Source organism: Streptomyces sp. MBT65 (genome assembly GCF_016612545.1).
GTDB lineage: Bacteria > Actinomycetota > Actinomycetes > Streptomycetales > Streptomycetaceae > Streptomyces.
Genome location: NZ_JAENRY010000133.1, coordinates 1 through 12,529 on the forward strand (window position 1 = coordinate 1; position 12,529 = coordinate 12,529).

At 71.6% G+C, this 12,529-nt stretch carries 8 protein-coding genes and 1 pseudogene; 3 read left to right on the forward strand and 6 right to left on the reverse strand.

Going from position 1 to position 12,529, the window contains the following annotated elements; translation table 11 throughout:
• On the forward strand, positions 1-1,082 hold a 1,082-nt coding region (paaE, locus tag JHN63_RS27770; protein WP_200685623.1), incomplete at its 5' end, for a 1,2-phenylacetyl-CoA epoxidase subunit PaaE.
• 77 nt (positions 1,083-1,159) lie between these two features.
• Positions 1,160-1,504 (forward strand): annotated as a pseudogene (locus JHN63_RS27775) (enoyl-CoA hydratase/isomerase family protein); the annotation flags it as partial.
• An 82-nt stretch (positions 1,505-1,586) separates the two neighbouring features.
• On the opposite strand, the gene JHN63_RS27780 reads toward JHN63_RS27775, so the two are convergent.
• Entirely contained in the window at positions 1,587-3,209 is a 1,623-nt protein-coding gene (locus JHN63_RS27780; protein ID WP_200685625.1) for a protease pro-enzyme activation domain-containing protein, read from the reverse strand.
• Between the two features lie 160 nt (positions 3,210-3,369).
• On the reverse strand, positions 3,370-6,276 hold the full coding sequence (locus JHN63_RS27785) for a LuxR family transcriptional regulator (protein ID WP_234477812.1): 2,907 nt from the start codon (positions 6,274-6,276) through the stop codon (positions 3,370-3,372).
• A 255-nt stretch (positions 6,277-6,531) separates the two neighbouring features.
• Here JHN63_RS27785 and JHN63_RS27790 point away from each other — a divergent pair, with 255 nt between their 5' ends.
• A complete protein-coding gene (locus JHN63_RS27790) occupies positions 6,532-8,139 on the forward strand; it encodes an amidohydrolase (RefSeq protein ID WP_200685627.1) in 1,608 nt (535 codons plus the stop codon).
• 7 nt (positions 8,140-8,146) lie between these two features.
• Here the strand turns inward: JHN63_RS27790 and JHN63_RS27795 are convergent, their stop codons facing one another.
• The 4 genes from JHN63_RS27795 to JHN63_RS27810 form a co-directional block, all read right to left on the reverse strand.
• On the reverse strand, positions 8,147-8,806 hold the full coding sequence (locus JHN63_RS27795) for a YceI family protein (RefSeq protein ID WP_200685629.1): 660 nt from the start codon (positions 8,804-8,806) through the stop codon (positions 8,147-8,149).
• A gap of 168 nt (positions 8,807-8,974) precedes the next feature.
• A complete protein-coding gene (locus JHN63_RS27800; RefSeq protein WP_200685631.1) occupies positions 8,975-9,757 on the reverse strand; it encodes a polysaccharide deacetylase family protein in 783 nt (260 codons plus the stop codon).
• Between the two features lie 85 nt (positions 9,758-9,842).
• Positions 9,843-11,111, reverse strand: a complete 1,269-nt coding sequence (locus JHN63_RS27805) for a cytochrome P450 (RefSeq protein WP_200685638.1) — start codon at positions 11,109-11,111, stop codon at positions 9,843-9,845.
• Between the two features lie 158 nt (positions 11,112-11,269).
• Complete coding sequence (locus JHN63_RS27810) at positions 11,270-12,466, reverse strand: cytochrome P450 (RefSeq protein WP_200685640.1); 1,197 nt, start codon at positions 12,464-12,466, stop codon at positions 11,270-11,272.
• Positions 12,467-12,529 lie beyond the last annotated feature (63 nt).

The following is a 12,529-nucleotide window of genomic DNA, read 5'->3' on the forward strand; positions in this document are numbered from 1 at the left end:
GGACATGGAAGGCCGCGCGCCGCCGCCCGGCCTTCCATGTCCTGCGGGTCGCCGCGGTCGAGGCGTTGTGCGAGGACGCCGCCGCCATCAGCTTCGACATTCCCGAGCACCTGGCCGAGGAGTTCGCGTACCGGCCCGGTCAGTCGCTGACCCTTCGCCGCGAGGTCGAAGGGCGTGACGAGCGCCGCTCGTACTCCATCTGCTCCCCGGCGGGGGCGCGACCGCGCATCGGCGTGCGGGTCGTCCCGGGCGGGCTGTTCTCCTCCTGGCTGGTCAACGACGTGCGCCCTGGCGACACCGTCGAGGTGATGGCCCCCACCGGCGCCTTCACCCCCGACCTCACCCTCCCCGGCCACCACGTCCTGATCGCCGCCGGCTCCGGCATCACCCCGATGCTGTCCATCGCGGAATCCGTCCTCGCCGCCGACACCCGCTCCCGCGTCACGCTCTTCTACGGCAACCGGCGCAGCGACACGGTGATGTTCGCCGACGACCTCGCCGACCTGAAGGACCTGTACCCCGGCCGGTTCCAGCTCGCGCACATCCTGTCCCGTGAACCGCGCGAGGCGGAGATCCTCTCCGGCCGCCTCGACGCCGACCGGCTCACCGCGCTCGTGGCCGCCCTGGTCGACGTGGACACCGCCGACCACTGGTGGCTGTGCGGCCCGCACGGCATGGTCCGCGACGCCCACCAGGTCCTCACCGGACTCGGCGTCCCGGCCGAACGCGTCCACCAGGAGCTGTTCTACGCCGACGACGAGCCCGTACGGACCAACGAGCACATCGACAAGGTCTACGACGGCCCCGTCAGCCAGGTCAGCGTCACCCTCGACGGCCGCACCACCAACTCGGCTCTGCACAAGGACAGTTCGATCCTCGACGGCGCCCAGAAGACCCGGCCCGACCTGCCCTTCGCCTGCAAGGGCGGCGTGTGCGGTACGTGCCGTGCGCTGGTCACCGACGGCACCGCGGACATGCGGCGCAACTACGCCCTCGAACCCGCCGAGGTCGACGCCGGTTACGTCCTCACCTGCCAGACCTTCCCGGTGTCCGACACCCTCGCCGTCGACTACGACAGCTGAGGCGGGCGGGCCATGACACTTCGCTTCGAAGTCGCCGAGGGCGTCGGCGTGTTCGCGGCGGGTGCGGACATCAAGGAGAGCGGCCGGCGCGGCTGATCGGTCCGTCGAAGGCGAAGGACCTGATCTTCACGGGTCGTATGGTCACGGCGGACGAGGCGCTTCAACTGGGCCTGGTGGACCGGCTGGTGCCGGCCGCGGACGTGTACACGGAGGCGGATGCGTGGGCGGCGAAGCTCGCGCAGGGACCGGCGATCGCGCTGCGCGCCGCGAAGGAAGCGATCGACACCGGTCTGGCGACGGACATCGAGACGGGGTTGGCGGTCGAACGGACGTGGTTCGCGGGGCTGTTCGCGACCGAGGACCGTGAGATCGGGATGCGGAGCTTCGTCGAAGAGGGCCCCGGCAAGGCCAAGTTCAGGTGAGACGAAGTCGAGGCAGGACGAAGCGCGGGCCGGGAGTGATTCCCGGCCCGCGCTTCGTTCAACGGTGTTCAGCCACGGGCGGTCAGCCGAGCAGCTTGGTCGCCAGGGTCGCCGCGTTGTACGAGCCCCAGCCGGTGGTGAAGTCCCAGCCGGTGGCGGCGGAGTAGGCGCCGTTGCTGCCACTGGTGATGTCGTGGAAGCCGGTGCCGCTCGCCGTGTAGAGCGCGGGGTTGGCGAAGCCGAGGTTGGCCTTGCCGGCCGCCGCGGCCTGCTGGTTGTAGAGCGCGCCGAACGCGGCCCACTCGGGCGCGGCGGCGCTGGTGCCGCCGACCGAGGTCCAGGTGCCCTGCGAGTAGATGGAGACACCGGGGCTGGGGTTGGCGTGCGCGGAGACGTCCGGGACCTGGCGGTAGCCGCCACCGGCGCTCTTCTGCACCGCGGTCTGCCAGCTCGGGATCTTGAAGACGGAGGACTTGCCGCCGCCACCGCCGGACCAGGCCACCTCCTTGCTGAACGCGTTGGCGGAGGTGACGGTCAGCTTGGTGCCGCCGACACCCGTGACGTACGGGTCGCTCGCCGGGTAGTCGACGGTGGTCGTGCCGTCGCCCGCGTCGTCGGAGCCGTCGTCGCCGGAGGCCGCGTAGAAGCCGAGGCCCTCGGCCGCGCCCGTCTTGAACACGGCGTCCACGGCGTTGATGTTGGAGGTGGTGCGCTGGCTCTCGGAGGCACCCCAGCTGATCGAGGTGGTCGGGATGCCGCTGTCGACGATGGCCTGGTAGGTGTCGACCTCACCGGCGTCGGAGTTGGGCCCCTCGAAGACCGTGACGTTCGCCTTCGGGGCGATCGCGTGCAGCACCTCGATGTCCAGCTCGACCTCGACCTGACCGTCACCGAGCGCGCCGGAACCGCCGTCCACCTTCGACACGGTCGGAGTGGGCGAACCCAGGCTGTAGTTGGTGTCGTACTTGGTGATGTTGGACTGCGCGAAGCCGTCGAACTCCAGCAGCGCGATCTTCTGGCCGCTGCCGGTGTACGTGCCGGAGACGTTGTAGCCGCCCTTGAGCTGCGCCGGGGTGTAGCCACCGCCCGGGCCGTTGCGCGGGGCGACGGTGTCGGTCGCCTGGTGGTGGAGCTGGGCGCGGTTGTTGAGGCCGGTCACGTCACTGACGAGGCCGGCGATGCCGGTCGGCAGGGTGGGCGCGGTCTCGTTGGCGTAGAAGGCGCGGCCCGACCTGGCGTCCTTCCACGTCGACAGCTTGGTGCCGAACGCCTTCTCCAACTGGGCGGCGGTGCCGCTGGCGTCGACCAGCAGGTTGCCCGAGTGGACCTTGCCGACGGTGAGACCCTGGGCGCGCAGGAAGTCCTTGACCTGCTTGACCTCGGCGTCGGTCCGGCCGAACCGGGCCGCGAACTGGGCCTTCGTCAGATAGTGGCCGTACGAACTCGACCGCGGATTGCTGACGTCGGCGACGAACGTGTCCAGCGCCTTGTCGTTTCTGGGCGTCAGGCTGATGGCCACCGATATCCGCTTCGACGCGGAGACGGCGCCGGTGCGGGACGCGTCGTGGTTCAGGCCCTTGAGGACATCTCCCGCGACGGCGGCGCGCGTTGTGTGCGGCTGGGCGGCGGCGTAGGCGCTGGGGACGGCGGCGGCGAGCAGGGCCGGTACGGCGACCAGGCCGATCAGCTTCAGGCGTGAGGTCACGAAGATCCTCCGAGGAGTGGGGGGTTGCTGTCCCGGAAGCGGAACGGCTTCACCGTAGGAACATCGACCCCACCCGCATAAGCGGGGGAACCCTTGCGTCGCGTGTTAACTGTGCATGTCACATGAACCGCGGATTGCGTGGAGAACGGCGGACGACGGGTCAGCGGCGGTTGTCGAGCGCGCGGGCGGTCCGGACGCGGCCCGGCTGACTGATCGTCACCGCCTGTGTCGTGGACTGCTGTTGGTCGTCGTCGCCGACGCTCACGGTCGCCGCGCCGGACGCGATGACGGCGACCGCCATCGCGTGGGCCAGCGCGGTGCGCGAGCGGACGCCGACCTTGCGGTAGACCCGCGACAGCGTGCCCTCGACCGTCTTGACGCTGATGAACAGCTCGGCGGCGACCTCTCTGTTGGTGGCCCCGCCGCCGACGAGTTCGGCGATCCGGGCTTCCGTGGGCGTGAGTTCGGGGCGTCCCTCGCCGTCCCGGTCGCCGGCCTCCAGCCGGGCCAGTTCGTCCCTGGCCCGCGCCGCCAGCGGAACGGCGCCGATCCGCGTCGCCGTCTCCAGCGCCTCACCGAGGGCGGTCCGTGCCGCGTTCCGGTGCCGGGCCCGGCGCTCGACCGCGCCGAGCGCGATGAGGGTCCGTACGAGGTCCACGGGCAACGGGAGTTGACGCAAGCGCTCCACGGCGGCCCGCAGTCCCACCGCCCCCTCGCGCGCCCGGCCGAGCCCTGCCTCGCGCAGCCCCTCCGCGCGTTCCAGCGCGGCCAGCACACTGCCGGGCGCATCGGCGGACACCCGCTCGCGGGCCTCGTCGATCACGGCCCCGGCGGCGTCCGTCTCGCCCAGCACGACCAGGGCCTCGGCCAGATCGCTGTACCAGTGCAGCAGGGGCGGATCGGCGGCGGACATGGCCGCGCCGAGCTCTTTGACGCGCTGGAGCGCCTCGACCGCGGCCGCCGCTCCACGCGGGTCGCCGACGAGCAACTCGGCCTGCCCCAGCACCGCGAGCGCCCGCAGCAGGAACAGCCGGTCGCCGTCCGCCTCCGAGGCACGCACCGCCCGCTCGGCCAACTCCCGCGCCTCGTCGGCCGTGCCACCGGCGGTCGCGGCGAGCGCCGCCGCGTACAGCGCCGGAGCGGCTTGTACGCCGGTCTCGGCCACGGCACGGGTGCAGCGGGCGGCGGTGCGCAGCGCCTCGCGGCAGTGTCCGGCGCGCACTTGGATGCGGGTCAGGGCCACCAGGGTCGCCATGACCTCTTCGACCCCGGCGAACTCCCCTATCTCCGCGAGGAGTTCGGCGACCCGCGCCTGCGCCTCGGTGACCTTGTCGGAGTCCAGGGCGAGGATCGCCCGCATCCGGATGAGCCCCCAGCTCTCCGGACCGGCACCGGCGCCCCCGGTCAGCGCGAGGGCCTCCTCCAACGCGCGGTCGGCGGCGACCGGTTCACCGCCCAGCGAACGCACCCGGGCGAGCGTGGCGAGCGCCCCGATGCGGGTGTCCGTGTCACCGGCCACCGCCGCCTGCCCTGCCGCGCGCCGGGCATGCCGGGCCGCGTTCTCCAACTCCCCGCACAGCAGACCCCGTACGGCGGCCCAGTGGTGCAGCCAGGCCTCGGCCTCCGGGTCGCCGTCGGCGTCCTGGAGCCCCTCCTCGATCAGGGCATGGGCACCTTGCAGCGCCTGTCCGGCGTTGCGCAGCAGGACCAGCCGGGCCCGTACCCGCTGCCGTGCGGAGCCCGACCCGGCGAGCACGGTCTCGGCCGCCTGCCCCGCCTCCTCCAACTGCCCGGCGTCACAGGCGTATTCGGCCGCCGCCAACAATCGGTCGCCGCGCTCGGTGGGACGGTCGGCGGGGGTGCGCCGGGCCGCGAGCCCGGCCAACTCGAAGGCGGTGTCGGGTTCGCCGTCGCGCCGGGCGGACTCCGCTGCGGCCATGAGGGTGCGGGCCGTGGTCTCGTCCTCGTACGGGTGGGCGAGCGCCAAGTGCCGTGCCTGCTCGACGGGTTCGGCGACCGCACGGGCCAGCAGCGCGTGCGCCTGGCGGCGGTCGTGCTCCGGAGCGTCGGCGTAGACGGCGGCCCGGACCAGCGGATGCCCGAAACGTACGGTCCCGTCGGCGTCGGCCGTCGCGACCCCGAGCCGCTCCGCCTCCGCGAGGTCCCCGGCGGGGTCGTGGAACCCGGCGGCACGCAGCAAGGTGAGCGTGGGGCGAGCGGCGGCGCTGGTGACGAGAAGGGTGCGGCGCGCGGTGTCCGGCAGTGTGCGCGCCCGGTCCAGGAGCAGGGTGCGCAGCCGTCGGGGCACGGGCAGGGTCCGGCCGAGGCCGACGGCCGCTCCGTCACGCGGGGCCGCCCGCCCCAACTCCAGTGCGTACCAGGGGTTTCCGGCCGCGGTGTCCTGGACGGCCCGCAGGACGGCCGGTGGCAGATCGGCGGGCAGCAGCCGCGCCATCTCGTCGTCCGTCAGGGGCGGCACCGGCAGCTCGACGGTGCCGGGCGGGCAGCAGCGCGGCCGTTCGGGCTGCTCGCCCTCGGACACCCGCTCGGCGGCGACGACGTGGACGTCGAGGCCCTCGACCCGGCGTGCGACGAAGGCGAGGACCTCGACGGTCGGTTCGTCGAGCCACTGGAGGCCGTCGAGGACCAGCAGCACAGGGCCGGTCGCGGCGAGGGCGCGCAGCACGTCGAGCACGGCGACGCGCACCGCGAGCCGGTCCCGGTCGCCGTCCGGTTCTCGGCCGTGCAACAGGGCCGCCCGCAACGCCACTTGGGGTTCGGGTGCCAAGGCCGCCAGGCAGCTGTCCGGTACCCGTGCGAACAGGTCGACGAGTCCGGCGAACGGGAGCCGGGCGTCCTCCTCGGCGGGGGAGCAGTGCAACACCGTTCCGGACGGCGCGACATGAGCGGCCGAGGACGCCAACAGGGCCGCCACCAGCACGGACTTGCCGATCCCGGCGGGGCCGTACAGCAGCACCCCCTGACGAGCCGTCAACTCGCCCCGGGCGGCGTCGAGCAGCTCGCGGCGCCCGCTCAATGTCCGTACGTCCATGGTGTCCTCGGGCATCTCGGCAAGTGTTCATGACAACCGTTGCGGAATCGCCTTGTCAATCTTGGTCCGTCGTGTCGGAACAGCCCCGTGCGGGCGAACGGCGCCCGGCGAAGCCTCGACATCGATGTCGATTGATTGGCGCATGATCTCCATTTGAAGCTCCTACAGTGGCGTATTTCCTGCTTCATCAGCCGCCTCATGTGTGTGAAACGGCAGATCGGTCGTACAAAAACCCGGTCAGCGGATGGCGCGAAGAAATGGGAGAGAACGATGACCGAGCACGGAGCGGACCTGGTGATCCGGGCCGACGCGATCCACACCCTGGTGCCCGGCCAGGCACCGCAGCGGGTGCTGGCCGTGCGGGGCGACCGCATCGCGGCCCTGTCGCCGGACCCGAACGGACTCGACGCCTGGGTGGGCCCGCACACCACGGTCCACGACCTGCCCGGCGCCACGGTGCTGCCCGCGTTCGACGACACCCACACGCACCTGATCTACGCGGCGCTCGGCGCGCACGACGTGCCCGTCCACCAGGCCCGCGACATCCCCGAGTTCCTCGACCTGATCCGGCAGCGGGCGCAGGCGACCCCCGAGGGGGAGTGGATCCGCACCACCACCAACTGGCAGGAACTCAACCTCGCCGAGCGCCGGATGCCCACCGCGGCCGAACTCGACACCGCCACCGACCGGCACCCCGTCCTGGTCAAGCGCGGTGGCCACAACGACGTCGTCAACACCTGCGCGCTGCGCCTGGCGGGCATCACCGAGGACACCCCCGTACCGCCGGGCGGTGTCATCGGCCGCCACGCCGACGGCAGGCTCGACGGGCGGCTCATCGACAACGCCATGGGGCTGGTGGAGCGCCTCGTGCCGGGACCGGACCGGGCGCAGCGGATCGACGGGCTGCGGCTGGCGACCGCCCAGTACGCCGCCACCGGCATCGGCACGGTCCGCGACTGCGCGGTGAGCCCCGCCGACTACGCCGTACTCCTGGCCGCCCGCGAGGCCGGAGCGCTGGGCATCCGGGTCCGCGCCCTGATCTCGGCGCTCGGCATGACCGGCGCGGCCCAGGTGGAGGAACTGCTCGACGTCATGGAGGACTGGCGCGACGGCGCCGACCCGCAACTGAGGGTGTGGGGCGTGAAGTTCGGGCTCGACGGCGGTCTCGAAGCGGGGGCGACCGAGGAGCCGTACGCCTGTGACCACGCCTTCTCCGGGACGCTGACCTGGGAGCCCGACGCACTGGTGGAGGCCGTCGAGGCCGTCGTCCGGCGCGGCTGGCGGGTCGGCGCCCACGCCTACGGCGACCGCGCGGTCCGCACCCTCCTGGACGTCTACGAGCGCGTCCTCGCCCGCAACCCCGGACTGCCCGCCGGCACGCTGGTGATGGAGCACGGGGGCCTGGCCGGACCCGAACAGTGCGCCCGCGCCGTCGAGTTGGGCATCCCCGTCACCATCCAGCAGCCGCTGTTGCACGACACCGCCGAGGTGGAGGAGGGCTTCTGGGGCCCGGAGCGCGTCGCCCGGCTCTTCCCCGCCCGCGGCTGGATCGACCTGGGCGCCCAGGTCAGCGCCGGATCGGACTTCCCCGTGGGCCAGTTCGGCGCGATGCGCTCCGTCTGGGGCATGACCACCCGCCAGACCGTCATCGGCGTCAAGGGCCCCGAACACGCCATCACCTACGACGAGGCCGTCACCCTGCACACGGTCGACGCGGCCCGCCTGTGCGGCGATCAGGACCTGCGCGGCACCCTCACCCCGGGCCGGCTCGCCGACCTCACCGTCTGGGACCGGGACCCCGCCCACTGCCCGAGCGAGGCTCTGCGCGATCTGAACCCCGTGCGCACGATCGTCGGAGGCCGGTTCGTCGGGCGGTGACGTTCCGTCAGGAGGTGGGCGCCGTACGGATCGCCGCTATGTCGAACTGGAGCCGTACCTTCTCGCTCACCATCGCACCGCCTTCCGCCAGCCGGGAGTTGTAGGTCAGACCCCAGTCGGAGCGGTCGATGGTGGTGGTGCCGTCGAAGCCGGCGCGCTCGTAGCCGAAGGGGTCGGTGACATGGCCGATATAGGTGAGTTCCAGGACGACGGGACGGGTGACGTCCTTGATGGTGAGGTCGCCGAGCATGCGGTAGACATCGTTGCCGGCCATCTGGACGGCCGTGCTGGCGAACCGCATCCGGGGGAACGTGGCGGAGTCCAGGAAGTCACGGCCGACCAAGTGCGCGTCGCGTTGTTCCACGCCGGTGTCGACGCTTCCGGTGGACACCACGATCTCCGCCCGCGAACGGGCGGGATTGCGGCCGTCGAAGTAGAGCCGGCTCTTGTATTCGGCGAAAGACCCGCGCACGGTCGTCACCATCGCGTGCCGGACGGAGAAGCCGATCCGGCTGTGCGCGGGGTCGATCATCCACTCTCCGGTCACCTCGGCCAGATCGGGATCGGGCAGGCCGGAGGAGGTGAAGGCCGGTGGGGCGGCCGGGCGTTGCGGGCCGGCGGGGGGTGCCGAGCGGCGGAGGGGCGCAGCACGGTTGAACAGGTTCATGTATCACGTAGTTACTGCACGCCTGATATCGCCGCAAGCCTTGACGGCGAATCGACAGCAGCGCGAATCGGCACCGACACGCTTAAATGCTGCCACCTCGCGGGCCGTTACACATTTCCCACACATATTCGTCACCCAAAAACAGTGACCGCCACAGTGGCCGTTTTTTCAGCGCACCGGGAACCCGAACGAATAACCCTGCTGCTTCAGCCACGGCAGGATCTCGCGCAGCGCGGCCACGGTCTCGGAGCGGTCGCCGCCCGCGTCGTGGAACAGGATCGTCGGCCCGTTGGGCACTTCGGACTTCACGGTGGTGATGATGGCGTCCGTGCCCGGGAGTTCGAAGTCCTTGGAGTCGACGTTCCAGCCCAGCGGGCGCATCCCCCGCGAGGCGGCGAGATGCCGGCTGTACGGCGTGAAGGCGCCGCCGGGCGCACGGTAGTACAGCGGGCGGACACCGCCGGACGCCTTGGTGATCATGCTCGCGGCGTCCAGGATCTCCTTCGACTGATAGGCCTCGGACTTCTTGTCCATCGTGGTGTCGTGCGAGACCGTGTGGTCGCACAGCCGGTGCCCGGCCGCCACGACCGCCCTGACCAGGTCGGGGTGGGCCTCGGCCTGTGTGCCCACCATGCAGAAGGTGGCCTTCACGCCGTTCTCCCGCAGGACTTGGAGCACCTCCGGTGTCCAGGTCGGGTCCGGCCCGTCGTCGATGGTGATGTTGACGCCGTGGGCGCCCTTGTCGGAGGCGTGCACGATCTCCTGCGACACGGTCGCCACCCGGGCCGGGGCCGAACTGGAGGCGCCGGGACGGGCGTCGGCGCCGTTCCGCTGCGCGTCGACGACACCGGCTTGCGCGGTCCACACGGAGGTGGCCGCCGCCACCGCCGTCACCCCGACCGCCGCCGCGATTACCCGGCCGTACCAACCCCGCCCGCCATGCCGCGCCATGTCCGCCCTGTTCCCTGTCCTGTTGCCCGAATCCGTGCATTCGTCAGGACGGGATAAACGAGCGGAAGGATCCCTCTGTTACGGATCACGGACAATTCCGCGGGAGTTCCGGGACAGACGGCGATCCTGGTCGGCGACGGGCGAGCCGACCACGGAAGTTCTCCGGCACCGGAGCGAAGCGCAGAGCCATCGTGAGTTTCTCGGGATGGTCGACGGTCAGCCGGTAGCGGGTGCACAACAGGTGGCACAGGCCCATCAGTTGGACGGTCCCGATGTTGGCGCCGACACACTTCTTGGGCGCCCAGCCGAACGGCACATAACACGAGCGATCCGCCGGCCCGTGCGGCGCGCCCGGCAGGAAGCGGTCCGGGTCGAAGACGTCCGGCTGCTTCCAGACCCGCTCGTCACGGTGGATCAGATGCGGGCTCAGCAGATACCAGTCGCCGGGCTCCAGACGGGTCTTGCCGAAGTCGAAGGGGTGGTGATTGCGCCGGACCAGCAGCAGCGGCGGGCTCCACAGCCGTAGCACCTCCTTCACGAACCGGTGTGTCACCGGGGCCGCGTGCGTCGGAGCCGTACGGAACTCCACCGGGTCCACGGCGGACAGTTCCTCGGTGAGCCGTCGCTCCCACTCGGGATTGCGGACCAACTCGTACAGCAGACTCGCGGCGGCGGTGCCCGGCGGCCCGCCGATCGCGGTGAGGACGGTGGTCACCACGTCCAGCGCGCGGTCCATGCCGAGTTCGGGCAGCAGATCGACGAACGGATCGGCGAGATCGGGCTCACGCCGCCGCTTCCCGTGCGCGCGCTGCCGCAGCACGCGGCGCACCACCAGCCCCGACCGCAGCTGTACGACGATGAACTTCAGATGGTGCCAAGTCCCGCCCGGATCGGGCGAGATGAGCCGCAGCAGCTTCATCTCCAGGTCCCGGCGCACCAGATCGGCCTCGCCCGAGGTGAGACCCGTCAGCGCGACCGGGAGCATGGAGCGCAGCGCCACGTCCTGGGTGAGCGCCACCAGGTCGACGTCCGTGCCGAGCCGCTCGCCGATGATCCGGTCCATGCGGTCGATCAGCCGGCCGTGATGTTCCGCCGTCGCGAGCGTGTGCAGTTGGGTGAGCCATGCCGAACGGATCTGGCTCCACCGCACCTCGGGACTGTGCCGCCGCCGCACCATGTCGATCAGCCGGTCGTGCATCACGAACCGGTGCCAGTTCGTGGCGCTGACCCGACGCGCCGCCTCCGGCTCGAACAGGCCGAGCCGGGTGTCGTCGACCCAGAACACGCCGTCCTCGGTCGCGCTGCGCATCCGCATGAAACGCAGGAAGTCCTCGGGATGCTGCGGAGTGGTCATCGTGAACGTTCCCCCTCGTGGAGCGTGGGGAGCCGACCGTGCGGCGGCTCCCCACGCCGGGCCGGTCAGATGTGGTGGTAGAGGTACCAGAAGTACTCGTACTGGCTTCGGATGTTGAGGACCGACTTCGCCTTGAGGTACATGGCGCGCATCCGCGTTCACCTCCTTCCGGGACAACCGGTGCGGGCGCTCAGCACCGCGGTGAAACGCGGTGGAGCGAGCGCCGGGCCCACCTGAGGACCGGCGCCGTCATGGGTGACCGTCAACCGCCGGTCACGGGTGATGAGTTCGACGAGATCCTCGAGCAGCCGCATGGTGACGGTCGCCCCGGCACAGGTGTGCGGCCCGTGCCCGAACGGCAGATACGCCGGGTCCGGCGGAGCCTGCGCCCAGCGCTCCGGCACGAACTCGTCCGGCCGCTCCCAGTACCCGGGATGCCGGTGCACCAGATAGGTGCAGACGGCGAGCCGGTCGCGCGGGGTCACCGCGGTCCCGCCCAGATCCTGCGCACGGCTCGGCGTCCGCGCGAACAGCCACGCCACCGGCCACAGCCGCAGCGCCTCCCGCACCACCCAACTCGGCTTCGCCGCAGGGGAGTCGGGATGTGTGCCGAGCAGGTACACCGACCAGCCGAGCGCGAAGCCGACCGAGCCGACGGCGGCGAACAGGAAGGAGAGATAGACCTCGGCGAGATCCTTCGGATCGGCCCCGGGCTCGCTCTCGCCCACCACCACGTCGAGCAGGTCGCGCGGATCGCGCGGACCGGTCAACTCGCGCCGTCGGGCGCGTACTTCGCCGTGCAGCACGCTCAGCGCGCGGCGCCGGAAAAGCAGCCGGGACGCCGGCGAGTGACGTCGCCGGGCACCCGCCAGGACCGACCGGCGCACGATCTGCTCGACCGTGGCGTGGAGCCGGGGCGGTGCGTCCGGATGGACCAGCACGTCCCGCAGATGCCGGAGGACGAGCAGGTTCCCGGCGTCCGGCCAGACAGCACTCGGGGTGAGGAGTTCGGCGACGAGACCCGGCAACTCCGGCCGCCGGGCGTCCAGATGACGACGCATCAGAGCGCGGGCCGAGCGCCCGATCCGGATCTGCGCCGCCCGGGGTCCGAAGTCCCCGTGCCGGGTCCGGTAGAAGTCGGACATGTCGACGACGGTCCCGTCCCGGTTGCCGAGCACCGCCCGGGCCGCCTGTGGCCCGGCCACACACACGGTGCCCGCGGTCGAGCGCCACACGTCGTGGACGCCGTCGAACTCCGCCCCCAGCAGAGTCAACGGGTCACGGACGCGGGGGAGGACTCCGCGGGGAGTGCGGGCGGCATCGCCGTACCCCTGACGCGTCCCGGACGACTTCATGGCGGCCCCCTTCGACAGGACGGAGGCGCGGCACCCGTGTGCGGTACGTGTGACGCCCCGACC